Annotated in this window: 25 protein-coding genes; 14 read left to right on the top strand and 11 right to left on the bottom strand. The window is 67.4% G+C overall.

The window, feature by feature from the left end; all coding sequences use genetic code 11:
* Positions 1 to 119 precede the first annotated feature (119 nt).
* The 6 genes from AC3DEZ_RS08075 to AC3DEZ_RS08050 all read left to right on the top strand — a co-directional run bounded on the left by AC3DEZ_RS08075 (position 120) and on the right by AC3DEZ_RS08050 (position 6,689).
* Positions 120 to 1,256, top strand: a complete 1,137-nt coding sequence (locus AC3DEZ_RS08075; RefSeq protein ID WP_488387736.1) for a polyamine ABC transporter substrate-binding protein — start codon at positions 120 to 122, stop codon at positions 1,254 to 1,256.
* Between the two features lie 101 nt (positions 1,257 to 1,357).
* The gene (locus AC3DEZ_RS08070; RefSeq protein WP_488387735.1) at positions 1,358 to 2,515 is read left to right on the top strand and encodes an ABC transporter ATP-binding protein; all 1,158 of its coding nucleotides are present in this window, start codon (positions 1,358 to 1,360) and stop codon (positions 2,513 to 2,515) included.
* Positions 2,512 to 3,426, top strand: a complete 915-nt coding sequence (locus AC3DEZ_RS08065; protein WP_488387734.1) for an ABC transporter permease subunit — start codon at positions 2,512 to 2,514, stop codon at positions 3,424 to 3,426. Before AC3DEZ_RS08070 ends, AC3DEZ_RS08065 begins: the two co-directional genes overlap by 4 nt.
* Positions 3,423 to 4,265, top strand: coding sequence for an ABC transporter permease subunit (locus AC3DEZ_RS08060; protein WP_454570421.1), 843 nt, complete (start codon positions 3,423 to 3,425; stop codon positions 4,263 to 4,265). Before AC3DEZ_RS08065 ends, AC3DEZ_RS08060 begins: the two co-directional genes overlap by 4 nt.
* A 67-nt stretch (positions 4,266 to 4,332) precedes the next feature.
* Entirely contained in the window at positions 4,333 to 5,694 is a 1,362-nt protein-coding gene (locus AC3DEZ_RS08055) for an NAD-dependent succinate-semialdehyde dehydrogenase (protein WP_488387733.1), read from the top strand.
* A 134-nt stretch (positions 5,695 to 5,828) separates the two neighbouring features.
* Positions 5,829 to 6,689 (top strand): pirin family protein, encoded by an 861-nt coding sequence (locus AC3DEZ_RS08050; RefSeq protein ID WP_488387732.1) that lies wholly within the window; start codon positions 5,829 to 5,831, stop codon positions 6,687 to 6,689.
* 194 nt (positions 6,690 to 6,883) lie between these two features.
* Here AC3DEZ_RS08050 and aqpZ read toward each other — a convergent pair whose 3' ends face one another.
* The 4 genes from aqpZ to AC3DEZ_RS08030 form a co-directional block, all read right to left on the bottom strand.
* The gene (gene aqpZ / locus AC3DEZ_RS08045; RefSeq protein WP_447102775.1) at positions 6,884 to 7,600 is read right to left on the bottom strand and encodes an aquaporin Z; all 717 of its coding nucleotides are present in this window, start codon (positions 7,598 to 7,600) and stop codon (positions 6,884 to 6,886) included.
* Positions 7,601 to 7,724: 124 nt separating this feature from the next.
* Complete coding sequence (locus tag AC3DEZ_RS08040; protein WP_488387731.1) at positions 7,725 to 8,585, bottom strand: pirin family protein; 861 nt, start codon at positions 8,583 to 8,585, stop codon at positions 7,725 to 7,727.
* Positions 8,586 to 8,710: 125 nt separating this feature from the next.
* Positions 8,711 to 9,418, bottom strand: a complete 708-nt coding sequence (nfi, locus tag AC3DEZ_RS08035; RefSeq protein ID WP_488387730.1) for a deoxyribonuclease V — start codon at positions 9,416 to 9,418, stop codon at positions 8,711 to 8,713.
* A gap of 54 nt (positions 9,419 to 9,472) precedes the next feature.
* Entirely contained in the window at positions 9,473 to 10,003 is a 531-nt protein-coding gene (locus AC3DEZ_RS08030) for a SixA phosphatase family protein (protein ID WP_488387729.1), read from the bottom strand.
* 98 nt (positions 10,004 to 10,101) lie between these two features.
* On the opposite strand from AC3DEZ_RS08030, the gene AC3DEZ_RS08025 reads away from it, so the two are divergent.
* A complete protein-coding gene (locus tag AC3DEZ_RS08025) occupies positions 10,102 to 11,658 on the top strand; it encodes a phospholipase D family protein (RefSeq protein WP_488387728.1) in 1,557 nt (518 codons plus the stop codon).
* A gap of 101 nt (positions 11,659 to 11,759) precedes the next feature.
* Here AC3DEZ_RS08025 and AC3DEZ_RS08020 read toward each other — a convergent pair whose 3' ends face one another.
* The 7 genes from AC3DEZ_RS08020 to AC3DEZ_RS07990 form a co-directional block, all read right to left on the bottom strand.
* On the bottom strand, positions 11,760 to 12,191 hold the full coding sequence (locus AC3DEZ_RS08020) for a hypothetical protein (protein ID WP_488387727.1): 432 nt from the start codon (positions 12,189 to 12,191) through the stop codon (positions 11,760 to 11,762).
* Between the two features lie 281 nt (positions 12,192 to 12,472).
* Positions 12,473 to 15,958: a transcription-repair coupling factor gene (gene mfd, locus AC3DEZ_RS08015; protein ID WP_488387726.1), complete on the bottom strand. Its 3,486-nt coding sequence runs from the start codon at positions 15,956 to 15,958 to the stop codon at positions 12,473 to 12,475.
* A gap of 122 nt (positions 15,959 to 16,080) precedes the next feature.
* Entirely contained in the window at positions 16,081 to 16,353 is a 273-nt protein-coding gene (locus AC3DEZ_RS08010) for a DUF4242 domain-containing protein (RefSeq protein ID WP_488387725.1), read from the bottom strand.
* Positions 16,354 to 16,369: 16 nt separating this feature from the next.
* Positions 16,370 to 17,419, bottom strand: a complete 1,050-nt coding sequence (locus AC3DEZ_RS08005; protein WP_488387724.1) for a class I SAM-dependent methyltransferase — start codon at positions 17,417 to 17,419, stop codon at positions 16,370 to 16,372.
* Positions 17,420 to 17,529: 110 nt separating this feature from the next.
* Entirely contained in the window at positions 17,530 to 18,081 is a 552-nt protein-coding gene (locus AC3DEZ_RS08000; protein ID WP_447102767.1) for a GNAT family N-acetyltransferase, read from the bottom strand.
* Between the two features lie 53 nt (positions 18,082 to 18,134).
* Positions 18,135 to 19,088 (bottom strand): DUF808 domain-containing protein, encoded by a 954-nt coding sequence (locus tag AC3DEZ_RS07995; protein ID WP_488387723.1) that lies wholly within the window; start codon positions 19,086 to 19,088, stop codon positions 18,135 to 18,137.
* Between the two features lie 89 nt (positions 19,089 to 19,177).
* Complete coding sequence (locus AC3DEZ_RS07990; protein WP_488387722.1) at positions 19,178 to 20,035, bottom strand: 23S rRNA (adenine(2030)-N(6))-methyltransferase RlmJ; 858 nt, start codon at positions 20,033 to 20,035, stop codon at positions 19,178 to 19,180.
* A gap of 102 nt (positions 20,036 to 20,137) precedes the next feature.
* On the opposite strand from AC3DEZ_RS07990, the gene creB reads away from it, so the two are divergent.
* The 7 genes from creB (at position 20,138) to AC3DEZ_RS07955 (ending at position 26,111) form a co-directional block, all read left to right on the top strand.
* Positions 20,138 to 20,815 carry a two-component system response regulator CreB gene (gene creB, locus AC3DEZ_RS07985; protein ID WP_447102764.1) on the top strand — a complete coding sequence of 226 codons (678 nt, stop codon included), beginning with the start codon at positions 20,138 to 20,140 and terminating at the stop codon, positions 20,813 to 20,815.
* Between the two features lie 2 nt (positions 20,816 to 20,817).
* Positions 20,818 to 22,239, top strand: a complete 1,422-nt coding sequence (creC, locus tag AC3DEZ_RS07980) for a two-component system sensor histidine kinase CreC (protein WP_488387721.1) — start codon at positions 20,818 to 20,820, stop codon at positions 22,237 to 22,239.
* 187 nt (positions 22,240 to 22,426) lie between these two features.
* Positions 22,427 to 23,806, top strand: a complete 1,380-nt coding sequence (gene creD / locus AC3DEZ_RS07975; protein ID WP_488387720.1) for a cell envelope integrity protein CreD — start codon at positions 22,427 to 22,429, stop codon at positions 23,804 to 23,806.
* A gap of 9 nt (positions 23,807 to 23,815) precedes the next feature.
* Positions 23,816 to 24,268, top strand: a complete 453-nt coding sequence (locus AC3DEZ_RS07970) for a hypothetical protein (protein ID WP_488387719.1) — start codon at positions 23,816 to 23,818, stop codon at positions 24,266 to 24,268.
* On the top strand, positions 24,259 to 24,585 hold the full coding sequence (locus AC3DEZ_RS07965; RefSeq protein ID WP_488387718.1) for a hypothetical protein: 327 nt from the start codon (positions 24,259 to 24,261) through the stop codon (positions 24,583 to 24,585). The genes AC3DEZ_RS07970 and AC3DEZ_RS07965 overlap by 10 nt, the downstream gene beginning before the upstream one ends.
* A gap of 39 nt (positions 24,586 to 24,624) precedes the next feature.
* Entirely contained in the window at positions 24,625 to 25,230 is a 606-nt protein-coding gene (locus AC3DEZ_RS07960; RefSeq protein ID WP_488387717.1) for a GNAT family N-acetyltransferase, read from the top strand.
* Positions 25,227 to 26,111 carry a carbon-nitrogen hydrolase family protein gene (locus tag AC3DEZ_RS07955; protein WP_488387716.1) on the top strand — a complete coding sequence of 295 codons (885 nt, stop codon included), beginning with the start codon at positions 25,227 to 25,229 and terminating at the stop codon, positions 26,109 to 26,111. The genes AC3DEZ_RS07960 and AC3DEZ_RS07955 overlap by 4 nt, the downstream gene beginning before the upstream one ends.
* Positions 26,112 to 26,225 lie beyond the last annotated feature (114 nt).

The raw sequence follows: 26,225 nt of genomic DNA, 5'->3' as shown, positions 1-26,225 counted from the left end.
GATGGCCGGAACCATGGTTCCGGCCGGGAACAGGGCACGCCTTCGGGATGCCTGCAATCGAGATGCAAGAACGCACCACTCATCACTGCCATGCCTGGCCCAACTCTGGAGAGAGCTTGATGAAACTGCGAACCCTGGCCACCGCTGTCCTCCTCTGTACCACCCTGGCCGCCTGCGGTGGCAAGTCCGATGCCGACAAGGGCGCGGCCGGCGCCGCCAAGGCCGACGGGGCCAAGGAAGTGAACGTCTACAACTGGTCCGACTACATCGCCGAGGACACCATCCCGAACTTCGAGAAGCAGAGCGGGATCAAGGTCACCTACGATGTGTTCGACAGTAACGAAGTGGTCGAGACCAAGCTGCTGGCCGGGTCCAGCGGTTACGACATCGTGGTGCCGACCCTGAACTTCCTCGGCCGGCAGATCCAGGCGGGCGTGTTCATGCCGCTGGACAAGAGCAGGATCCCCAACTACGCCAATCTCGATCCGGAGTTGATGAAGCGCATCGAGCGGCAGGATCCCGGCAACCAGTACGCCATTCCGTATATGTGGGGAACGACCGGCATCGGTTACAACATCGACAAGGTCAAGGCGGCGTTCGGCAACACCGACATCGCCAACAGCCTGGACATCGTGTTCAAGCCGGAGAACGTATCCAAGCTGAAGGAGTGCGGCGTGACCCTGCTGGACACCCCGTCGGAGGTCATCCCGATGGCGTTGAACTACCTGGGCGAGGATCCCAACAGTTTCGATCCCAAGGTCATCGAGAAGGCGGCCGCGTTGCTGAAGTCGGTGCGTCCGTACATCACCAACTTCCATTCCTCGCAGTACATCGACGCGATGGCCAACGGCGATACCTGCCTGGTGGTCGGCTGGTCCGGCGACATCATCCAGGCGCGCGATCGCGCCGAGGAAGCCGGCAACGGCGTCAAGATCGCCTACGCCATCCCGAAGGAAGGCGCGCCGCAGTGGTTCGACATGCTGGCCATTCCCAAGGACGCCAAGCACGTCGACGGCGCCTACGCCTTCATCAACTACCTGCTGGATCCGCAGGTGATGGCGAACAACTCCAATTTCATCCATTACCCCAACGCCATTCCCAAGGCCAAGGCGCTGATGGAAAAGGCCATCGTCGACGATCCGACGGTGTATCCGCCGCCGGAAGTCGAGGCCAAGCTGTTCACCTTCGCCATCCTGCCGCCGGAAGTGGATCGCCAGTACACCCGGATCTGGACGGAACTGAAGACCGGCAAGTAGTCCGCGCGAAGGGGTGGGCGCTGCGCCCGCCCCGGATCGTCTCCATACCATTTTCCAAAGAAGCCAGGCGCCGCCCGCACGGCGCCGCACAGGGGAACCCGATGGCGGCTGACAACCCACCTCCCGGCAACGGCAAGGACACCACGAACGCAACGACCGCCAAGGCCGGGGCCGATGCCTATCTGCGCATCGTCGACGTGCGCAAGGAGTTCGACGGCTTCGTCGCCGTGGACGACACCAACCTGACCATCCGCAAGGGCGAAATCTTCGCCCTGCTGGGCGGTTCGGGCAGCGGCAAGTCCACCTTGCTGCGCTGCCTGGCGGGGTTCGAGAAGCCGACCGCCGGCAAGATCTACCTGGACGGGCAACTGCTCAACGATCTGCCGCCCTACGAGCGGCCGCTCAACATGATGTTCCAGTCCTACGCGCTGTTCCCGCACATGTCCGTCGAGCAGAACATCGCCTTCGGTCTGAAGCAGGACGGCCTGTCCAAAGAGGCCATCAGGAAGCGGGTCGAGGACATGCTGGCGCTGGTGCAACTGGGCAAGCTGGCCAAGCGCAAGCCGCACCAGTTGTCCGGCGGCCAGCAGCAGCGCGTGGCGCTCGCGCGGTCGCTGGCCAAGGGCCCGAAGCTGCTGCTGCTGGACGAGCCGATGGGTGCGCTGGACAAGAAACTGCGCTCGCAGATGCAACTGGAACTGGTCAACATCATCGAGAAATCCGGGGTGACCTGCGTGATGGTCACCCACGACCAGGAAGAAGCCATGACCATGGCCACCCGCATCGCCCTGATGGACCAGGGCTGGATCCGCCAGGTCGGCACCCCCGATGAAATCTACGAACAGCCGACCAGCCGTTTCGCCGCCGAGTTCATCGGCTCGGTCAATCTCATCGACGGCGTGATCGACGAGGACGAGTCGGACTACGTCACCATCCGCAGCCCGCAGCTGCCGGTGCCGGTCTACGTGGGTCACGGCATTTCCGGCTTCGAGGGCCAGGAAGTCTCGTTCGCGGTGCGTCCGGAGAAACTCGGCATCGGCAAGGAGGAACCGGCGCAGCAGTACAACAAGGCCAAGGGCGTGATCGAGGACATCGCCTACTTCGGCAGCCACTCGGTCTACCACGTGCGCCTGCCGGGTGGTTACAAGTTCATGGCCAACTTCGCCAACGTGCAGCGCTGGGCCAGCGAGGGCCTGACCTGGAACGACGAGGTCTGGGTGTGGTGGGGCGACAACGACGGCGTGGTGCTGACCTCATGAGATTCCGCGACCTGATCAGGAAAGCCACGCCGGGCCCGCGCTGGGCGGTGATCTCGGTTCCCTATCTCTGGTTGCTGCTGTTCTTCGCGATCCCGTTCCTGATCGTGCTGAAGATATCGTTTTCCAAGCTCGCCATCGCGATGCCGCCGTACACGCCGATCCTGGAGTACGTGGACGAGGCGCTGACGCTGAAGCTCAACCTGGGCAACTACGCGGCGCTGTTCACCGACTCCCAGTACGTGCAGGCCTACCTGAGCTCGATCCAGATCGCGGCCATCTCCACCTTCTTCGCCCTGCTGATCGGCTATCCCATCGCCTACGTGATCGCGCGCCTGCCGCCATCGAGCCGCAACATCGCGATGATGCTGGTGGTGCTGCCGTCCTGGACCTCGTTCCTGATCCGCATCTACGCCTGGATCGGCATCCTCAAGAACAACGGCCTGCTCAACAACCTGCTGATGAAGCTGGGCATCATCAGCGAGCCGCTGCAGATCCTGTACACCCCGATGGCCGCCTACATCGGCATCGTCTACGCGTACCTGCCATTCATGGTGTTGCCGCTGTACACCAACCTGGTCAAGCACGACCAGCGCCTGCTGGAGGCCGCCTACGATCTGGGCGCCAAGCCGTGGAGGGCGTTCTTCACCATCACCCTGCCGCTGTCGCGCGCCGGCATCATCGCCGGCTGCATGCTGGTGATGATTCCGGCGGTGGGCGAGTTCGTCATTCCCGAGCTGCTCGGCGGCCCGGACACGCTGATGATCGGCCGGGTGCTGTGGAACGAGTTCTTCAACAACCGCGATTGGCCGGCGGCCTCGGCGGTGGCGATCGTCATGCTCATCCTGCTGATGATCCCCATCCTGATCTTCAACCGGGTGCAGCAGCGCGAGCTGGAAGGGAGGCTGACATGAGCCGCCTGCGCCAACGCAGCCTGACCTGGCTGGTGCTGGGTTTCGGCTTCGCCTTCCTGTACCTGCCGATCCTGATCCTGATGGTGTACTCGTTCAACGAGTCGCGGCTGGCCACGGTGTGGTCGGGATTCTCGGTGAAGTGGTACGGCGAGCTGTTCCGCGATCAGCAGATGCTGGAAGCGGCCTGGATCAGCCTGAAGATCGCGTTCTGGACCGCGAGCGCGGCGGTGGTGCTGGGCACGCTGGCGGCGCTGGTGATGACCCGGATGCGACGCTTCCACGGCAAGACCTTGTTCGGGGCGTTGATCACCGCGCCGCTGGTGATGCCCGAGGTGATCATCGGCCTGTCGATCCTGTTGATGCTGGTGTCGATGGGGCAGGTGCTGGGCCTGCCGTCGAAGGGCGTGATCGCCATCTGGATCGCCCACGTCACCCTGACGGTCTCGTTCGTCACCGTGGTGATTTCCTCGCGCCTGTCGGAACTGGACAAATCGCTGGAGGAAGCGGCCATGGACCTGGGCGCCAACCGGCTGAAGGTGTTCTTCCTGATCACCCTGCCGATCATCATGCCGGCGCTGGTGTCCGGCTGGCTGCTGGCCTTCACCCTGTCGCTGGACGACGTGGTGATCGCCAGTTTCGTCGCCGGCCCGAGCTCGACCACGCTGCCGATGAAGGTGTTCTCCTCGGTGCGGCTGGGGCTGAGCCCCAAAATCAACGCCCTGGCCACCCTGATGATCGCGATCGTGTCGCTGGCCGCGCTGGTCGGCTGGTGGCTGATGTACCGCGAGGAAAAACGCCGCCAGCGCGACATGCAGCTGGCGCTGCAGGAGAACGGCTGACCGGGCCTACCCGGCACTAACACCGCGGGCGCCAGAATGGGCGCCTGCACGCGCATGCGAGATCGTCATGAAAGTAGATACCGTCAACCCCGCGACCGGCCAGGTCGAACATTCCCAGATCCTGATGGACGCCACCGCGGTCGAGGCCGTGCTGGCCGCATCGCAGCCGGCGTTCCACGCCTGGTCCGCGCGCCCGCTGGGCGAACGCGGCGAACTGCTGCGCCGGGTCGGTGGCGAGCTGCGCCGGCGTCGCGACGACATCCAGCGGGTCATGACCGCCGAAATGGGCAAGCTGCGCAAGGAGGCCCTGGCCGAAGTGGACAAGTGCGCCGGTGCCTGCGGCTACTACGCCGATCATGCCGGGGATTATCTGCGGGACGAACCAATCGCCACCGATGGCAGCCGCAGTTACGTGCGCTATGAACCGATCGGCTGCGTGTTCGCGGTGATGCCCTGGAACTTCCCGATCTGGCAGGTGTTCCGCTTCCTCGCGCCGGCGCTGATGGCCGGCAATGTCGCCGTGCTCAAGCATGCCTCCAATGTGCCGCGCTGCGCCGACATCATCGCCGAGGTGCTGCGTGATGCCGGGATTCCGGCCGGCGTGTTCGGCGTGCTGCATATCGACAACGACCAGGCCGCCGAGGTCATCCGGGATCCGCGCATCGCGGCGGTCACCCTGACCGGCAGCGAACGCGCCGGGCGCTCGGTCGCCGGCAACGCCGGCCAGCAGCTCAAGAAGAGCGTGATGGAACTGGGTGGCAGCGACGCCTTCGTGGTGCTGGCGGATGCGGATCTGGACAAGACCGTGGCCGGCGCGATTGCCTCGCGCTTCGGCAACGCGGGCCAGACCTGCATCGCCGCCAAGCGCTTCATCGTGGTCGAGGCGATCGCCGATCGCTTCGTGCAGCGTTTCACCGAGGCCGCGGCGAAGCTGAAGCTCGGCGACCCCGCCGACGACACCACCACGCTGGCGCCGATGGCGCGCCGGGATCTGCGCGACGAACTGCATCGCCAGGTGCAGGCCAGCATCGCCGCCGGCGCGCGGCCGCTGCTGGGGTGCGAACCGGATGCGTCGCACGCGGGCTACCCGGCGTCCCTCCTGGACAATGTCGCGCCCGGCATGCCGGCCTATGCGGAGGAACTGTTCGGCCCGGTCGCCAGCATCCTGCGCGTGCGCGACGAGGCCGAGGCGATACGGGTCGCCAACGACACCAGCTTCGGCCTCGGCGGCAGCGTCTGGACCGGGGATCCGGAGCGGGGCAACCAGGTCGCGCGGCAACTGCAGGTCGGCGCGGCGTTCGTCAACGCGATCGTGCGCAGCGACGTGCGCCTGCCGTTCGGCGGCACCAAGCGTTCCGGTTTCGGCCGCGAACTGGCCGGACACGGCATCCACGAGTTCATGAACATCAAGTCGGTCTACGTGGCCTGACACATCCTCGCGGCGCGGGTCTCCTGCAGGTCGACGGCCCTGTGGAGCCATCGCTGGAACAGAGGGTTACGGGCGCCGCCATTCCGAAAGCGGCGTCGCGCTGCCATCTTCCGGGCATTGCCCAGGAGGTTGCCATGAACACATCCGTCGATACCCATCCCGCCCGCGTCATCCGCAAGGTGCGTGGCAGCGCCACGTCCGACGGCGCCGGCGTCAAGCTGACCCGCGTGATCGGTGGACCCGACCTGCCGGATCTGGATCCGTTCCTGCTGCTGGACGAGTTCGGCACCGACCGCGCCGAGGACTACATCGCCGGCTTTCCCGAGCATCCGCATCGCGGTTTCGAGACCGTCACCTACATGCTTGACGGCCGCATGCGCCACCGCGACAACCACGGCAACGAAGGCCTGCTGACCCCGGGTTCGGTGCAATGGATGACCGCCGGGCGCGGCCTGGTGCACTCGGAGATGCCGGAGCAGGAATCCGGTCGCATGCGTGGTTTCCAGTTGTGGGTGAACCTGCCGGCGCGGGAGAAGATGACCGAGCCGAAGTACCAGGAATTCGCCCCGGAGCGCATTCCGGTCACCTCGCCCGCGCCGGGCGTGGGCATCAAGGTGATTGCGGGTCGGGTCGGCGACGTGGTGGGGCCGATCTCGCAGCCGGCCACCGATCCGGTCTACCTCGATATCGCGCTGGATGCCGGCACGACGTGGGACTACGTGCTGCCCGAAGGTCACAACGCCTTCGTGTATGCCTTCGAGGGTGCCTTGACCCTGGGCGAAGGCGAGGATGCCCGCGCGCTGGAAGTCCATGAATTGGCCGTGCTCGGTGGCGGCAGCGGCCTGGCCCTGCGCACCGGCAACCAGCCGGCCCGCGCGATCCTGGTCGCTGGCCGTCCGCTGCGCGAGCCGGTGGTGCGGCATGGCCCGTTCGTGATGAACAGCAAGCAGGAGATCATCCAGGCCTTCGTCGATTTCCAGGAAGGCCGGTTCTGATCCACCCCCATCTTGTGGGAGCGACGTCAGTCGCGATTCGGTAAGGGTACCGAAGTCGAATGGTGAGAGCGGGATTCCTGCTGATCGCTGCAACTGATCGTCATCGCGACTGACGTCGCCCCCACAGGGAAGAGAGGAAGGGAAAAAAAAGCCGGGCATCGCCCGGCTTTTTTCGTGTTGCAGGCAGGGCGAAGTCAATCCTTGCCCAGCGCCTTGTAGATCACGCCGCCCAGCAGGCCGCCGAGGATCGGCGCCAGCCAGAACAGCCACAGCTGGCTGATCGCGGTCGGGCCGGCGAACAGCGCCACGCCGGTCGAGCGTGCCGGATTCACCGAGGTGTTGGTCACCGGAATGCTGATCAGGTGGATCAGGGTCAGGGCCAGGCCGATCGCGATGGGCGCGAACCCGGCCGGCGCGCGGCCGTGGGTGGAACCCATGATGACGATCAGGAAGAACGCGGTCAGCACCACTTCGGTCAGGAACGCCGCCGCCACCGTGTAGCCACCGGGCGACATCGCCCCGTAGCCGTTGCTGGCGAACGCGCCCGCCGCGTTGGGATCGATGGCGAAACCGCTGGCGCCACTGGCGATATGGAACAGGATGAACCCGGCCGCGATGCCGCCCAGCACCTGGGCGACGACGTAGGGCACCAGTTCCTTGATCGAGAACCGGCCGCCGGCCCACAGGCCGAAACTGACCGCCGGATTGAAATGGCCGCCGGAAATGTGGCCGAACGCATAGGCGCCGGTGAGCACGGTCAGGCCGAAGGCAAGGGCCACGCCGAGGAAGCCGATGCCCAGTGGATTGGCGTCGCCGCCGAATTTGGCCGCCAGCACCGCGCTGCCGCAGCCGCCCAGCACCAGCCAGAAAGTACCCAGGAACTCCGCCGCGAGTTTCTTTCCAAGACTCATCTGTAATCCCCCAAGGAATGGATGGAACCGTCGTCCGACGGGCCGCACGCGCACGAGGATCGCCCGGGTGCGGCACCAGTATGCCTTGGGTGACTCAAAAAAGTGTGACGAACATCACCTTTGATTAATGATCGGGCAAGGGAATGAACTCGGTCTCGCCGGCGATCCGGCCGAACCGTCCTTCGCGCCAATCGTCCTTGGCCTGTTCGATCCGCTCCTTTGAACTGGACACGAAGTTCCACCAGATGTGACGGTGCGCGTCCAGCGGTTCGCCGCCGAGCAGCAGCGCCTTCACCGGCGTCTTCGCGCGCAACACCGGCCGGGTGCTGGGATCCAGCACCACCAGGTGCTTGTCGGGAATGTCGGCGCCGTCGAGCTGCGCATCGCCTTCCAGGATGTACAGGGCGCGCTCGGCATGGCGATCGTCGATGGCGTGCTCCGCATCGGGTTCCAGATCCAGCGCCACGTTGAAGGTGTCGGCGAATACCCGCACCGGCGATTCCTCGCCATACGCGCGCCCGGCGATCACCCGCAGCCAGGTGCCGTCCCGGCGTTGCTGCGGCAGGGTGTCGGCCTTGTGGTGGTGGAACTCCGGCGCGACTTCCTCGTACGCCTTTGGCAGCGCCACCCAGGTCTGCATGCCATGCAGCGGATGCGGATGCGCGCGCACGTCGGACGGCGTGCGCTCGGAATGGGCGATGCCGCGGCCGGCGGTCATCCAGTTGACATCGCCGGGCAGGATGACCTGCTCCGACCCCAGCGTGTCCTTGTGGTTGATCGCGCCGCTCCACAGGAAGGTCACCGTGGCAAGACCGATGTGCGGATGCGGACGCACGTCCACGCCGCGCCCTTCGTCGAAGGTCGCCGGTCCCATGTGATCGACGAACACGAACGGGCCGACGCTGCGCGCCTGCAGGCTGGGCACCGCGCGACGGACCTGGAATCCGCCCAGGTCGTGGGTGCGGGGGGAGATGATGGTGGTCATGGCGTCCTCCGGGGTAGCTGCGCGCAGGATGGCACAGCGCCATGGCGCGCGCAGGAGCGGCGCAGGCAACGGATTGTTTCCTCCACGTGATGCATCGGCGCTTGCGCGGCGCCATTCCGCCGTCGCTACGGCGGCGGCTCGCCCGCCGGCACCGGTGTCACCTCGCCGCGCCGCGAAGCCAGCCGGTCGGCCAGACGGGTGGGTTCCGGCAGGCGATAGCCGCGCAGGCAACGCAGGGTCCAGTCGAGCGCGCCGGCCATGGAGACCCGATGGCCGGGAGAAACGATCAGGGGCAGGCAGCGTGCCTTGCTGCGCAACGCCCAGCCGATCTGCTGTCCCTTGTCGAGCAGCGGCGTGCGGTCACCGGGATGATCGCCGGGCGGATCGAACCGGCCGCACAGCGGTTTCTTCGCCACGCCGATGCTGGGCAGACCGGTGACCACGCCGAAATGCGCGGCGATGCCGAGCCGGCGCGGGTGGGCGACGCCCTGGCCATCGACCATCGCCAGATCCGGCACCTGCCGCAGCAGCGCCAGCGCGGCCAGCAGCGCGGGCAGTTCGCGGAAACTGAGCAACCCGGGCACGTACGGCATCGAGGTCGGCACGCGGGCGACGTGGGTTTCCAGCGGGGCGAGATCCCGCGCATCCAGCAACACGACCGCCGCGCGCGTCGTCGCCCCGTCGTTTTCGAAGCCGACATCGAATCCGGCCAGATAGCGCGGCGCGTCGAAATCGTCCTGGAGCCGGACCTGACGGGCCAGTTCGGCCTGCAGTTGGCGCGCGCCGCGGACGCTGCCGTCCCAGGCGCCGAACACGGGCGTGGATTCGTTCATCCGGTCAGGTTAACCGAACCCGCTGCCGGGTTCGTGCAGACCGTGCGGGAATGCTCAGTAGCGCGTGACGTCGACCCGCGCGCGCCCATCGGCATCGAAACGGATGCGGGTCACCCGGTCGTATTCGGTCTCGGGCATCGGCGTGGCCGGTTGTCCCGACAGGGCGGCCACCAGATCCGGCACGGTGTTGCTGTGGCCGACGATCAGCACGGTGCCGTGATCATGATCGTGGCGCCAGCGCGAGGCGTTCTCGTTGGCCGGTCCACGCGAGAAGTACGCCGAGAGTGGAACCCGGTGAGCTTCGGCGGTGGGTTGCGCGGTTTCCCGGGTGCGCCTGAACTCGGTGGTGTAGATCGCGACGACCGGCGCGTCGGCCAACAGCCTGGCCAGGCGTTGCGCGCGCTGCAGGCCGACTTGGGACAGGCGGGGATCTTCCGGATCGTCGGTGGCCTTTTCCGCATGCCGCACCACCACGAAGGTCAACGCACCCGCGTCCCCGCCCGCACGCGGTGTCGCACAGCCAGCCAGGACGGTCACGGCGGCGAGCAGCAACAGGCCCAGGAAACGGTTCATCGATGTGGTCATGGCGGCCTCCGGAAGACGGCGCAGGATACCGCAGGCGCCATCACCGGGCGGGATGGCGGGCCGGCTAGAATTGGCCACGGCCTCACTGGAAAAGACGCATGGCCCGCAAGCTCCGCCTGCTGGGTTTGATCCTGCTGACCCTGGTGATCGCCAGCGTGGCGTCGCTCTACAGCTATGGCCGCTTCGCCGCGCGCGTGCAGGGGGAGTGCTCGCGGGCCCTGCCAATCACCGCCGAGGTGACCGCGCTGGACCGCGCCATCGCGCCGCTGACCGATGCCCATCCGCATCGCAGCGGTCTGGGCCTGGTGGCCGACAACCTCGATGCGTTCGCCATCCGCGCGCTGACCGCGCAGGCGGCGGCCCGCAGCCTGGATCTGCAGTACTACATCTGGCATGACGACCTCACCGGGCAGCTGCTCGACCGCGAACTGCTGCTCGCCGCCGATCGCGGTGTGCGGGTGCGCCTGCTGCTGGACGACATGAACGCCCACGGCCGGGATTCGGTGCTGGCTGCCTTGGACCAGCATCCGAACATCGAAGTGCGGATGTTCAATCCTTCGCGCAACCGCGCTGGCTTCCTTGGCCGTGGCATGGAGCTGCTGCTGCGGGGCATCAGCCTCAACCGGCGCATGCACAACAAGGCATGGATCGCCGACGGACGCATCGCGGTGGTCGGAGGACGCAACATCGGCGACGAGTACTTCGACGCCGCCACCGACACCAATTTCCTGGATCTGGATGCAGCGCTGCTGGGACCGGCCGTGGCCCAGACCGAGACCCTCTTCGATGGGTTCTGGAACAGCCATTCGGTGATTCCACTGCATGCGCTGGCCCGCGCGGATGCCGTTGCGCTGGATGGATTGCGGATTGAACTGGACAAGACCCAGCGCTCGCGGCGCGCGCATCCCTACCTTCAGCGCGTTGCCCAGGCGCCCGGTGTGCGTGGCTTCATGGAAGGCCGGATGCCGCTGCATTGGCCCGCGTGGGCGCAGGTGCATTCGGACCCGCCGGAGAAGGGGCAGGGGAACGGCAGCGAGGATTGGCTGATTACCCGGCTGGTACCGGCGATCTCCAAGGCGCGGAAGAAGGTGTGGTTGATTTCGCCTTACTTCGTGCCCGGACGCGAGGGCGTGGACTGGCTGCGCGGGCTGCGTCGGCGTGGGGTCGAGATCGGCGTACTGACCAATTCACTGGCGGCCACCGATGTGACCGCCGTGCACAGCGGCTATGCACCCTACCGGATACCGCTGCTGCGTGAAGGCGTGGCGCTGTACGAACTGATGTCGCGGGGGGCGCCGGAGGACGGCAGCCTGTTTGGATCCAGCGGAGCCAGCCTGCACACCAAGGCGTTCGTGGTCGATGGGGCGGCGGGCTTCGTCGGTTCCTTCAACCTGGATCCGCGCTCGGTCAGCCTCAACACCGAAATGGGTGTGTTCTTCGAGGATGCCGACACGGCCGCCGAACTGGCCCAGCGTTATCGCGACAAGACCTCCCCCGCGCACAGCTACCGGTTGCGGCTGGCGGACGGCCAACTGCGCTGGGACGATGGATCGGTGACGCCCACGCGGGTGTGGGAACACGAACCCGGCGTGGGGCTATGGCGGCGCGGTACGGTCAAGCTGCTGGAGTGGCTGCCGATCGAATCGCAGCTGTAGCGGAGCCGGTGACACGGAAGCCGTCAGATAGTCGTCCGGCTTGGGGGTGACCGTTTCCATTGGTTCGGAAATGTCGGGCAGTGCGGTTCCGAGGTTGCGAATCAGTCGTCAAATGCGGTCTGGAGGACGTCGGATACGTAGAAATTGACGACCCAGCCGTCCGCACCACGATAGAGAAAGAACCGCCAGACCAGGCCGTGTTTCTCCAGCCGCTGTAGATAATCGATGCGGATCAGGGATTCGCCGAGGGCCTGGGTGCGCAGCCGTTCATGGCCGATGCTCTTCCCGTAGCGGGTGTTCATCGCCGGAATCCGCAGCTCGGTCTGCTCGATGGCTGTTTCCAGTTCGGCATCCGGTATCTGGATGTAGGGCCGCGCGAGGTTGTAGCCTCCTCGCATGTCGCCCGCGGCAATCTTCTGCATGACCTGTTCGGCCATGGCCACCGCGGCTTCACGGGTCTGGAGCGCAGCGCCATGGGAGCGAAACGGGAAGAGCAGCACGGTGGCCAGCGTCAGCATCGCGATTCGCATCATTGTTTCTTTTCGTCCAGATGCCACCTAGGGAGAAGGCATCTTCCAGTCGAAGAAATGGAGCGCGAATAGGATTGTTCTGAAAAATGCGCGTGCGGGAACACGAACCCGGCGTGGGACTATGGCGGCGCGGTACGGTCAAGCTGCTGGAGTGGCTGCCGATCGAATCGCGGCTGTAGTTGACAATGATTCCTGCTGTGGGAGCGACGTGAGTCGCGAATGCTCTTGGAGGAATCCATCAAAAGCGTTCGCGACTCACGTCGCTTCCACAGGAAACTCGGTGATCAGGAGCTCTGCAGGGTGGTCAGCAGTCCCTTGGCCGCGTTGAAGCGATCCGCGGGTTCGACCATCGGCAGCTTGACCCGCAGCTTGTCCGGACCGTCCATGCTGAAGGTACGCGGCTGCTTCTGGATCAACTGGATGACCGCCATCGGATCGATGTTCGGCTTGGCCTCGAACACGATGCGGCCACCGGCCTCGCCCAGATCCAGCTTGCGGATGCCCAGCGCGTTGGCGTCGAGTTTCAGCTCGGTGGTCGCGAACAGGTACTTGACCGGATCCGGCAGCAGGCCAAAGCGGTCAACCATCTCCACCTGCAGGTCGCGGAGTTCATCGCGATCGCGCGCGCTGCTGATGCGCTTGTACAGGGTCAGGCGGGTATGCACGTCGGGCAGGTAGTCGTCCGGAATCAGCGCCGGCACATGCAGCTCGACCTCCGCGCCACGTGCCTCCTGGCCGAGATCCGCGTCCGGCAGCTTGCCCTGGCGGATCGAGCGCACCGCGCGTTCCAGCAGTTCGGTGTACAGGCTGAAGCCGATTTCGGCCATCTGGCCGCTCTGGTCCTCGCCCAGCAGCTCGCCGGCGCCACGGATTTCCAGATCGTGGGTGGCGAGCAGGAAGCCGGCGCCCAGTTCGTCCATCGCCGCGATTGCATCCAACCGGCGCCCGGCGTCGGCGGTCATGCTGCGTTTGTCGGGCACCACCAGGTAGGCGTAGCTGCGGTGGTGCGAACGGCCGACGCGACCGCGCAACTGGTGCAGCTGGGCCAGGCCGAAGCGATCCGCGCGATGGATGACGATGGTGTTGGCGTTCGGGATGTCGATGCCCGATTCGATGATGGTCGTGCACAGCAGTACGTTGAAGCGCTGCTTCTGGAAGCCCAGCATCACCTGTTCCAGCTCGCGCTCGGGCATCTGCCCGTGGGCGACGCCGATGCGCGCCTCCGGCACCAGTTCCTGCAGGTCGCGCTGCATGCGCGTGATGGTCTCCACGTCGTTGTGCAGGAAGTAGACCTGGCCACCGCGCGAGAGCTCGCGCTGGAAGGCCTCGCGCAGCAGCGTGCCGTCCCACGGAGTGATGAAGGTCTGCACGGCCATGCGGTTGGCCGGCGGCGTGGCGATGATCGAAAGATCGCGCAGGCCCGCCATTGCCATGTTGAGCGAGCGCGGAATCGGTGTGGCGGTGAGGGTCAGCAGGTGGACGTTGGCGCGCAGCGCTTTCAGTGCTTCCTTCTGGCGCACGCCGAAGCGCTGCTCCTCGTCGACGATGACCAGGCCCAGATCCTTGAACTTCACGTCCTGCTGCAACAGCCGATGGGTGCCGACGATCACGTCCAGTTTTCCCTCGGCCAGTTTTTCCAGCTCGGCCTTGATTTCCTTGGCGGTCTTGAAGCGCGACAACACTTCCACCCGCAGTGGCCAGTCGGCGAAGCGATCACGGAAATTGCGGTAGTGCTGTTCGGCCAGCAGCGTGGTCGGCACCAGCACAGCGACCTGCTTGCCGGCGCTGGCTGCGGCGAACGCGGCACGCACCGCCACCTCGGTCTTGCCGAAGCCGACGTCGCCGCAGACCACTCGGTCCATCGGCTGGCTGCTGCCCAGATCGCGCAGCACCGCTTCGATGGCAGCGTGCTGATCCGGGGTTTCCTCGAACGGGAAGGCGGCGGCGAACGGCTCGTACATCGCCCGGTCCACCGGCAGCGCCAGGCCGGCGCGGGCCTGGCGGCGGGCCTGGATTTCCAGCAGTTCGGCGGCCACGTCGCGGACTTTCTCGGCGGCCTTCTTCTTGGCCTTGGTCCAGGCCTCGCCACCCAGCGAATGCAGCGGCGCGGTCTCCACCGAGGCACCGGAGTAGCGGCTGATCAGGTGCAACTGCGCCACCGGCACGTACAGGCGATCGCCCTTGGCGTATTCGATTTCCAGGTATTCGCCGGGCAGGCCGCCGGCTTCCAGCACCACCAGTCCGCGGTAGCGGCCGACGCCGTGATCCTCATGGACGATCGGCGCACCTTCGCTCAGTTCGCCGAGGTCGCGGATGATGCTGTCCGGTTCGCGGCCGGTGCGCTTGCGGCGATAGGGCTGGGTGGCGCGCTCGGGGAACAGCTGGCGCTCGGTGAGCACCGCGATCGCCGGCGCGTCCAGGGCGAAACCGTCTTCCAGCGGCGCGACCGCGATGCCGAAGCGTTGGTTGTCGGCGAGGAAGGCGGGCAGGTCATGCAGCACCGCCGGTTTCAGTTCAGCCGATTGCAGCACTTCCAGCAATGCTTCGCGGCGGCCGGCGGAATCGGCCGCGATCAACACGCGACCGGGATAGTGATCCAGGAACGAACGCAGCGCCTGGCCGGGGGGCTGATCCTTCTGTGCCAGCGGCAGCGTCGGCGAAGGCTGATCGCCCAGCGGCGCCGCGTCGGCGTGGCGCGGGTGCTCCGGACCGCAGACTTCGATGCGTGGCGAATGGTTGAGGCGTTCGCGCAGGCTGTCCGGCGGCAGGTACAACTCGTCCGGCGGCAGCAGCGGCCGTTCTATGTCATGGCGGCGCTGCTCGTAGCGGCCCTGCGTCTGCATCCAGAACGCGTCGGCCGCCGCGCTGGCGCCGTCGGCCAGCAGCGGCAGGGCGCGGTCGCCGAGATAGTCGAACAGGGTGGCGGTCTGCTCGAAGAACAGCGGCAGGTAGTACTCCACGCCGGCGGGCGCCAGCCCGGACTTCAGATCCTGGTACAGCGCGCTGCGGCGGGTATCGACGTCGAAACGATCGCGCAGCAGGTTCATCGCCCGCGTCAGCGACGCGTCGTCCAGCGGCACTTCGCGGCCGGGCAGCAAGCGCACCGCGCCGGTCTTCTCCAGCGAGCGCTGGCTTTCCGGATCGAACTCGCGGATGGAGTCGATGGTGTCGTCCAGCAGTTCGATGCGCAGCGGCGCGTCAGCGCCCATCGGATACACATCGAGCAGGCCACCCCGGACGGCGAAATCACCCGGATCCAGCACCTGCGGCACGTGCCGGTAGCTGGCCGTTTCCAGGCGCCGCTTCTCGGCATCGAAATCCAGTACCTGCCCGACTCGGTAGTCGAAGCTGCCGCCGACCACGTGGCGCAGCGGCGGCAGTCGCTGCATCAGCGTCTGCACCGGCACCACCACGATGCCGCGCTTGAGGGCGGGCAGGCGGTGCAGCGCGGCCAGACGCTGGGAGACGATGTCCGGATGCGGACTGAAGCGGTCGTAGGGCAGGGTTTCCCAGTCCGGGAACGGCAGCACCGGCAAATCCGGATGTCCCCGCTCGCCCAACAGCGTGCGCAGATCGCCTTCCAACTGGTGGGCGTTGTGGTTGTCGCGCGCGATCGCCACCACCGGGCCGTCGTGCGCCAGCGCGGCGCGCATGAGGAACCAGGCCAGCGCGGACGGCGAGGCCGGCGCGCGCCACCAGGCGCGGGTCTGGGTGCCGGTGGGCAGGGGAGGAGCGGGCGTGGAGGAAGCGGAATTCGGGTCGGGAGTCATCGGCGCACAAAACAGCGGCAGCGCCGGAGGCGTCGTCGGCCACCAGCGCGAAGGACCGCCAGTTTACCGCGCCGCCGCCGCCGTCCGGGTAAACACCGGCGTCGGCGCGGTCATCATTGCCCTCATTCGGCGGTGATCGGGTCGATCACCGCGTGGACTTCGGCGATGCGGTCGGCGGGGAAGCCGCCCAGGCGCGCGTGCTCGCGAATCAGCGCCTCGTCGGGTGCCAGGTAGATGCAGTAGACCTTGTCGGCGGTGACGTAGCTCTGCAGCCATTGCACCCGCGGCCCGAGTCCTTCCAGCACCTGGCAGGACCTGCGCGAAATGGCTTGCAGTTCTGCCGCCGGGAGCTGCCCGGCGCCGGGGATGTCGCGTTCGATCACATAACGGGGCATGGTCATCTCCCGTGATTCAGGGGCGTGCTTCGAACACCAGGTTGAAGGGCGTCTGCGCCGCGCGCCGGAAGCGGCCGAAGCCACCGGCTTCCATCACCGCGCGCAGGCGCGCCTCGCCGGCCTGCGCGCCCAGCGCCGGACCATGGCGGGCCAGCGATACCGGCACGCAGATCTGCGAGGAGGCGCCGTAGTAGACGCGGCCGACCGGATTGAGGTTGTCCTCGACGTTGTCGCCGGCGAACGGCTCCACCAGCAGGACATGGCCCTCCGGCTTCAGCGCCTGGTGCGCGTGGCGCGCGGCACCGATCGGATCGGCCATGTCGTGCAGGCAATCGAAGAAGGCGATCAGGTCGAAGTCGCGCTCGGCGTAACTCGCCGCGTCGGCGACCTCGAAGCGGGCGTTTTCCAGGCCTGCCTCGCGCGCGCGTTCGCCAGCCACCCGGATCGACTCGGGATGGTAGTCGTAGCCGATGAAGCGCGAGGCGGGATAGGCGCGGGCCATCAGCAGGGTGCTGGCGCCGTGGCCGCAGCCGACGTCGGCGACCTGCGCGCCCGCGGTGAGCTTGGCGATCACGCCGTCCAGCGCCGGCAGCCATTCGCCAAGCAGGTGGGCGTTGTAGCCGGCGCGGAAGAAACGCTCCGTGCCGTGGAACAGGCAGGCGTGGTGGTCGCCCCATTCCAGCCCCGCGCCGGTGCGGAAGTTGTCCACGGTGCGATCCAGCGCGTGGAAAACCGCTTCGATGATGTAGTACGCGCCGGCCAGATCCACCGGGCTGGCCGGGTCGGCCAGGCACAAGGCCTGCTCCGGCTCCAGCCGGTATTCGCCGCTGGCCGGATCGTAGGTGACGTAGCCACCGGCGGCCTGGTTGGCCAACCATTCGCGCAGGTAGCGCTCATGGGTGCCGGTCCGTTCGGCCAGTGCGGCAGGGGTCAGGGGGCCTTCCGCCAGCGCCTTGTACAGGCCCAGCCGGTCACCGGCCAGGATCAGGGTGGCGCTGATCGCCGCGCCGAGATCCTCGACGGCCTTGCCGAGGAAAGTGTTGAGCCGGGTTTCGTCGATGCCCATCGGGGAGCCCTCCGATCGCGCGCGACAGCGCCTGCCGCAGGCCTCCCCAGACAGTCATGATGACGGCGATGCCGGTGGCGGGCGGCCGCCGCCGGTCGGATGTGGCGCGCTCAGGCGCTTTCGTTGAGGTCCAGCACCACCCGCACCAGACCAGGCGCGGCATCGGCTTCGCGGACCTGCTTGAAGCCCAGCGACTGGGCCAGCTGCAGCATCGGCAGGTTGCTGTCGAGGACATCGCCGTAGAGCCGGTCCAGCTTCTTCGAGCGCGCCCATTTCACCAGCCGGCGCATCAGGTGGCGGCCCAGTCCCTGGCCGGCGATGAAATGGCTGACCAGGATGGCGAACTCGGCTTCGCGGGTGCGGTTGACCACCGACGCCCGCGCCACCGCGCCGACCAGGGCATCGCCCGGCGGCAGGGATTCGGCGGCGACCAGGGCGAATTCGGTCTGCGGGTCCGGCTGGCTCAGGCGCTGGGCCATTTCCGGGGTCAGCTCGCGCAGCGCGTACAGGAAACGCTGGCGGATTTCGTCCGGTCCGAGCAGGGTGAAGGCACCCTGGATGGGGCCGGCGTCCTCGGGGCGGATCGGGCGAATCAGCAGCTCGCGCCCACTGGGCAGGCGGAAGTGTTCATGCCAGGGCGGCAGTCGTTTCGGCGCGGTCATGTGATCATGCTCGCATGAAATCCGCCGATCCGGCGAGATGCCTGAACAGCGGTTCAGGCAGCGTGGCGTTTGCCGCGCAGGCGTCCCAGCAGCGTCGTCACCGCCAGGATCACGGCCCCGGCGACGATCCCGACCCCGGCGTTGAACAGCATCGACAGCAGGCCGCCGAACGCACCGTGGGTATAGGGTTCGATGAAGTGGTGCAGCGCCGCGATCCCGTGGACCAGGATGCCGCCACCGACCAGGAACATCGCGGCGGTGCCGGCGATCGACAGGAACTTCATCAGGTACGGCGCGCTGTGCAGGATGCCGCGGCCGAGCGCGCGCTTGAAGCGCGGCCAGCCGCCGCCGCGCTCGTCACGGTTCAGGGCCAGACCGGCGTCGTCGAGCTTGACGATGCCGCCGACCAGCCCGTACACGCCCACGGTCATGATCAGGGCGATCGCCACCAGGGTGAGCAGTTGTTCGGTGAAGGTGCGTCCGGCCAGGGTGCCCAGCGAGATCACGATGATTTCCGCCGACAGGATGAAGTCGGTACGGACCGCGCCGCGGATGCGTTGCTGCTCGAACGCGACCATGTCGATCTGTTCGTCCTGCACCGCGCGCAGACGTTCGGCGTGTTCCTGGTCACCCTCCTGCTTGCCGTGCAGGAACTTGTGCGCCAGCTTCTCCACGCCTTCGTAGCAGAGGAAGGCGCCGCCCAGCATCAGCAGCGGGGTGATCAGCGGGATGTTCAGGCCGCGTCCGTGCAGCCAGGTTTCCAGCGCGCTGATGGCGAGCGCGGCCGGAACCAGGATCGCCTTGTTGACCATCGAGCCCTTGGCCACCGCCCACACCACCGGCAGTTCCCGGTCGGCCTTGATGCCCGAGACCTGCTGGGCGTTGAGCGCCAGGTCATCGCCCAGCACGCCGGCGGTCTTCTTGGTGGCGATCTTGGTCATCGCCGAGACGTCGTCCAGCAGGCTGGCGATGTCGTCGATGAGGGCGAACAGGCTGGATCCGGCCATGGAAGGAGGTGCGGGGAAGGGAAGGCGCGATTCTCGCACAGGCCCCGGCAACGATGCGGATGTCGCGGCGCCGGCCTGGAAGAAGGACGCTAGGATTCCCGCCGGATCCATTCCAGTCGGGTACTGGCGCCATCCTCGCCCAGGCTCGCCTGCAGGGCCGGCAACACCGGCGCGATGGCGGTGTCGAATTGCCAGGGCGGGTTGAGCACCAGCATGCCGCTGCCATTGAGCCGCAGCGGCGATTCGTCCGGGCGAATCTGCAGTTCGGCCACCAACGCCGCCTTGGCCGGCAACGCGGCCGCCTTGCGGAAGAACGGCTGCAGACTGCGGCGCTGCTTGATCGGGTACCACACCGCGTAGGTCGCGTTGGGCCAGCGTTGCAGGCTCTCGCGCAGCGCGCCGAGGATCTGCGGGTACTCCGCGTCCTGCGCCTCGTAAGGCGGATCGATGAGCACCAGCCCGCGCGCGAAGCGGGTTTCGCCGATGCGGGGAGGGAGCAGGGCGCGCATCGCGGCATAGCCATCGCGGGCATGCACCGCGACCCGCGGATCGTGGGCGAACAGCGCCTTGAGCTCGGCCGCCTCCTCGGCCTGGAGTTCGCAGGCGGCGAGCCGGTCCTGCGCACGCATCGCCTGCGCGGCCAGCAGCGGCGAACCCGGATAGGCCACCAGCGCGCCGACCGGGTTGTCGGCCTGCACCGCGCGCAGGTAGTCCTCCACCGGCGCGGGCAGGCGGGCGGCGTCGAACAGGCGGACGATCCCGCCATCGGCCTCGGCGGTCTTGCGGCTTTCGCTGGCGCCCAGCAGGTAACGGCCGCGGCCCGCATGGGTATCCAGCACGAAGAACGGCGCGTCCTTGCGCTTCAGGGCCTCCAGCAGGGCCAGCAGCAGGACGTGCTTGAGGACGTCGGCATGGTTGCCGGCATGGAAGGCGTGGCGATAGTTCATCGGCGCGGTTCGCGCCCCGGGCGCGGTGAGGGACGCACAGTGTATGCCGGGCGGTCGGAACGCGCGTGGCGGGCCGCGCGGGGGGCGACTATCCTGTGCGCCATGCCACTGATCCTGATCGCCGAAGACGAACCCGCCATCGCCGACACCGTGCTGTACGCGCTGCGCAGCGAAGGCCTGGAGACCGAACACTGCCAACTGGGCCGCGAGGTCGTGCCGCGCGTGCGCGCCGGCGGGGTGGACGTGGTGGTGCTGGACGTCGGCCTGCCCGACACCAGCGGCTTCGATGTCTGCCGCGAACTGCGGAGCTTCAGCGATGTGCCGGTGATCTTCCTGACCGCGCGCAACGATGAGATCGATCGGGTGCTGGGACTGGAGCTGGGCGCCGACGACTACGTCGCCAAACCATTCTCGCCGCGCGAACTGGTTGCCCGGGTGCGCGCCCGGCTGCGCCGCCTGCACGCCGCCGCGCCGGAGGCGGGCTGGATCCGCCAGGGCGACTTCGCCGTCGATCGCGACGGCCACCGCATCCACTACCACGACCGGCCACTGGACCTGACCCGCTACGAATACGTGCTGCTGGCCGCGCTGCTGCAACGCCCCGGCGCCATTCTCAGCCGGGCGCAGTTGATGGACCGGGGCTGGGACAGCGATGCCGAGAGCATGGATCGCACCGTCGACACGCACATTAAGACGTTGCGGGGGAAGCTGCGCGCGGCGGGCGCGGATCCGGATCCGATCCGCACCCATCGCGGACTCGGCTACGCCATCGAGATCTGACCGTGCGCCTGGGCGTCCGCCTGTTCCTCGCTTTCTTCCTGATTGTCGGACTCGCCGCATTCTTCGTGATGCGGGTCTTCGTCAACGAGGTGAAGCCGGGCGTGCGCCAGGCGATGGAATCCACCCTGGTCGATACCGCCAACCTGCTGGCGGTGATGGCGGCCGACGATCTGAAAGCCGGCCGCATCGCCGACGGCGAATTTTCGCGCAGGGTAGCCGAGGCGGCCGGGCGCGACCTGCGCGCGCGCATCTGGAGTTTCCCCAAGCGCCACATCGAGTACCGGGTGACCGTCACCGACGCGCGCGGCACGGTCGTCTACGACTCGCAGGGCCGTGACGTCGGCCGCGACAACTCGCGCTGGAACGATGTCTACCTGACCCTGCGCGGGCAATACGGCGCGCGCTCCAGTCCGGAGTCGGGCGGTGATCCGGAGCGCACGGTGATGCACGTGGCCGCGCCCATCCGCGACGGCGATCGGCTGATTGGCGTGCTCACGGTGGCGCAACCCAACCACACCATCGATCCCTTCATCACCGCCAGCCAGCGCAGCATCATGCGCCGCGGCGCCTGGCTGATCGGCCTGTCCGCACTGATCGGCGTGCTGATTACCTGGTGGCTGGTGCGCGGCATCAACCGGCTCAACCGCTACGCCCAGGCGGTGTCGGCGGGCGAGCCGGTGCCGCCGCCCAAGCCGCGTCGCGACGAGATCGGCGATCTGGGCCGCGCGCTGGAGGCGATGAGACGCAAACTGGAGGGCAAGGCCTATGTCGAACAGTACGTGCAGTCGCTGACCCACGAGATGAAGAGCCCGCTCGCGGCGATCCGGGGCGCGGCGGAACTGCTGCAGGAGCCGTTGCCGGAGCAGGAACGGCAGCGCTTCGCACGCAATATCCAGACCCAGGAACAGCGCCTGACAGAAACCATCGACAAGCTGCTCGCGCTGGCCGAAGTGGAACAACACGGCTGGCTGCAGAAGCGCCAGTCGCTGTCGGTGGACGAACTGCTGGAGGCGGCGCGCGAAGCGGGCGAAATGCGCGCGGCCGGCCTGGGCCTGCAGGTGCGGGCGACGCCCGGCCTGCGCCTGAGCGGCGACCCGTTCCTGTTGCGGCAGGCACTCAGCAACCTGCTCGACAACGCCATCGCGTTTTCGCCTTCCGGCATGGAGGTGGAGCTGGCGGCCGAGGCCATCGACGATCGCATCCAGCTGAGCGTGCGGGACCGGGGGCCGGGCATTCCCGATTTCGCGCTGGAACGGATCTTCGAGCGCTTCTATTCGCTGGCCCGGCCGGGAACCGGCCTGCGCAGCTCCGGCCTGGGCCTGCCGTTCGTGCGCGAAGTGGCGCGCCTGCATGGTGGCGACATCGTCCTGCGCAACCGGCCCGACGGCGGCGCCGAAGCCGTCCTTACCCTGCCGGCGGCCTGACCGGAACCCCAGCCTTGTAGGAGCGACGTGAGTCGCGACTCGACCCAGTGAGATGTCGCGACTCACGTCGCTCCTACAGGGGAGAAGGCGCCGGCCACCACTTCACACAGACTTCAAATCCGCTTCCACACCTGCCCACCGGCCGTCATCAGGCTATGCCCATCTCCACACCCGGATGGGCGAAGACATGAAGTCGTTGAAACTGTTGTTGCGGTTCCTGACCGTGGGCGGTCTGGTGCTGCTGTTGATGATTCCCCTGCTGATGGTGCGCGGCGTGATCAGCGATCGAGAACGCTATCAGGCCCAGGCGGTCGAGCGGATTGCCGAAAGCATGGCCGGCCCGCAACAGGTGATCGGGCCGCTGCGGGTGGTGCCCTGGCAGAAGAGCAGCAACACCACGGTGGTCAACGCCGAAGGCAAGCCGGAGATCCGCCAGGAAACCGTGCGTGGCTACGTGCTGCAGACGCCGAAGCGCCTGCAGGCCGGCGGCGGCCTGAAGCCTGCGCTGCGGCGCATCGGCCTGTACGACGTGCGCACCTACCAGTGGTCGGCAAGGATGAGCGCGCACTTCGAACCGCTGGCGCTGGAGCAGGCGGACGGCCGCACCTACGGTGAACCGACCCTGGTGATGGGCTTGAGCGACGTGCGCGGTCTGGTGGGTACGCCCGTCGTCAAGGTCGACGGGCGCACGCTCGCCTTCGAGGGCGGCACCGGCGCGATGTCCGCGCGGATGAGCGGTGTTCATGCGCCGCTGGGCGGCGAGGGCGGCATGCCCCTGCCGGCCAGCGACGTGCAACTGGAATTCGGACTGGCCGGCACCGAGTCGCTCGGCATCAGCCCGATCGCCGACAGCAACCGCATCGACGTGCATTCGGAATGGCCGCATCCGCTGTTCGGCGGACGCTTCCTGCCGACCCAGCGCACCGTCGAGGCCGACGGCTTCACCGCCAACTGGGAAATCTCCTCGCTGGCCAGCAACGCGCAGGCCCAGCTGGCCGGCGCCGAAGGCGATTTCACCCGGCGCATGCCGCTGACCGGCCAGGCCGCCATCGACACCTCTTCCGAAGGCCCCTCGCTGACCCGCATCGACAGCGCCGACATCCATCTGGTCGATCCGGTGGACATCTATACCCAGGCCGATCGCGCCAGCAAGTACGGCATCCTGTTCGTCGTGCTGACCTTCGTCGGCTTTGCCCTGTTCGAACTGATCAAACGCTTGCCCATCCACCCGCTGCAGTACCTGCTGGTCGGCCTGGCGCTGGCGATCTTCTTCCTGCTGCTGCTCAGCCTGTCCGAACACATCGCCTTCTGGAAGGCGTACCTGGTATCGGCGCTGGCGTGCATCGGCCTGCAGTTCTTCTATCTGTCCGGGGTGCTGCGCAGTTGGCTGCGCGCGGCCGGGTTCGCGGCGATGCTGACCGCGCTGTACGGCGTGCTGTACATGCTGCTGCTGTCGGAAACCAATGCGCTGCTGATGGGAACCTTGCTGCTGTTCGGCATCCTGGCGGTGATCATGTGGGTGACCCGCAAGGTCGACTGGTACGACCTGGGTTCCGGGTTGCGCTGAGGCCCCGCCATGCTGGATCCGCAGACCCTGCATCGCCGCGCGTGCCGCGTGCTGCCCGCCTGCCTGCACACCGAGACCGTGATCGCCCTCGACGGGGACGAGGGTCAGGTGCTCGGCACGAGCGAACGCACACTCGCCGCGCTGCTGCTGCCGCTGCGGCATGTGCGCCGGGGTCGGCTGGGATTCCGGCTGGCGGCGGACACGCGGGACGCGCTGCGCACCCGGGCGATGATGTTCCTGCAGGACGCGACGGAGGCCAGGGAAGGCCTTTCGCGGCATGCCGTTCCCATCCTCTGGGGACCCTGGCGGACGACAGCGGATTCACCGCGTGCCCATCGTTACACGGCGTGTTCGCGCGATGGGCACGCGCGCCTGTGGGTGCTGCCCGAACCGGGCATCGTGGTCTACGCCTGGGACGATCGCCGACACCTGTCGCCGGGGGACGTCGACCGATGCCGGTGATGCTGCTGGGGACGATCCTGGCCGTCCTGTTCTATGTCATGGCCGCGGTGATTTCGTGGCGCCTGTACGCCGCGTTGTTCCTGTTGCCGCAACTCCTGTTGTCGCTGCTCTGGTTGCAGCACTGCCATGCCTCATCGCAGCCGGGCCATGACGGTGGTCCCGGAGAAGCCCTCGGCGTACTGATGGTGATGGCGGCGCACGTGATGCTCGTGGTGGGCGGCCTGCTCGCCGGCGCGGCGGTGGCGGTGGGCCGCAGGATTGCCCGCGGGGGTGTCGAGCGGCCGCGGGACTGGCCCGGTGACGACCGCGCGCCGTGATCCTGCGTGGCCCTGCCGGCGCTGCGGTAAAGTTCGCGGATGGATTCTTCCCTCGACATCCGCGTATTGCGCGGGCCGGACATCGGTCCGTGGCTGGCCGACGTGGCGCGCCTGCGCGTGGCCGTGTTCCGCGACTGGCCCTATCTGTACGAGGGTGATTTCGACTACGAGCGCGACTATCTGGCGGCCTATGCGGCATCGCCGCGCAGCGTGTTCGTGCTGGCGACGGATCGGGATCGGGTGATCGGCGCATCCACCGGGCTGCCGCTGCTGGACGATGGCGAGGCATTCCGCCAGCCGTTCCAGGGATCGGACATCGCGCCCGGCGACGTGTTCTATTTCGGCGAATCCGTGCTCTTGCCGGATTACCGCGGGCACGGCATCGGCCACGCCTTCTTCGACCATCGCGAGGCGCATGCGCGCGCGCTGGGAAGTTTCCGCTGGACCGCATTCTGCGCGGTGGATCGCGAAGCCGATGACCCGCGTCGGCCGGCCGCGCATCGGGGCAACGACGCGTTCTGGCACAAGCGTGGCTACCGGCGCAGCGCGGGAATGACCATGCAACTGGACTGGAACGAAATCGGTCGAGGCGAAATCCCGCATGCGCTGACGTTCTGGCTGCGTCCATTGGAGGCCACGCCATGAAGGTCGCCGTCGCCAGGTATCCGATCCAGGCACCCGATCATTTCGACGTCTTCGCCGAGCGCGTGGCGCGACTGCTGGGCGAGGCGGCCGGGCGGGGCGCCAAGGTGGCGGTGCTGCCGGAATATCTGTCGCTGGAACTGGCCGCGAGCTTCGCGGCGGAGGTTCGCGGTGATCTGGTCGCCTCCCTGGCGGCGACCCAGGCCTTGCATGCGGACTGGATGAACCTGTTCCCGCGGTTGGCGGCGGAACTGCGCATGCACGTCGTGGCCGGATCGTTCCTGCTCGCGGTGGGCGAGCAGCGCTACCGCAACCGCAGCTACTGGTTCGCGCCCGAGGGCACCCACGGCTGGCAGGACAAGCTTCAGCTCACGGGTTTCGAGAAGGCGATCGGTGTGATCGAGGGCGGCGATGCGCTCAGGGTGTTCGATGTCGAAGGCGTGCGCGCCGGCATCGCGGTCTGCTACGACAGCGAGTTTCCGCTGCCGGTGCGCGCGCAGTACGAAGCCGGCGCACGCCTGCTGGCGGTACCCAGTTGCACCGACACCGACGCCGGCGCCACCCGTGTGCGCGTGGGGTGCCTGGCGCGCGCGCTGGAAAACCGTTTCTTCGTGGCCCAGGCGGTCACCGCCGGCATCGCCGACTGGAGCCCGGCCCTGGACGTGAACACCGGCGAGGCGGCGCTGTTCGCACCCGTGGATCGCGGTTTTCCGGCGGACGGCGTGCTGGCGCAGACCCGGGGTGACGAGGTCTGGGCGATCGCCGAACTCGATTTCGACGCGCTGGAAGCCAGCCGCGGCCAGGCGCAGGTCGCCAATGATCGCGACTGGGCCGGACAGGGCGTTCCCGCATTGCAACGAGCCCGCCGCGAGCCGTTCCGCTGAGCCAGGCTCTCGCTGGCTCTCCTCCGGACCATGACTGATGGCAGGGGGACCATGACCTTTGGCCGGGGCAGACTCGATCCTTTGTGCACATTCGGGGACAACCCGGGGAGAGCA

The organism is Pseudoxanthomonas sp. 134C1 (assembly GCF_057773065.1).
The sequence above is the reverse complement of the archived record's forward strand: the minus strand, read 5'-3'. Positions and strand labels throughout refer to the sequence as shown.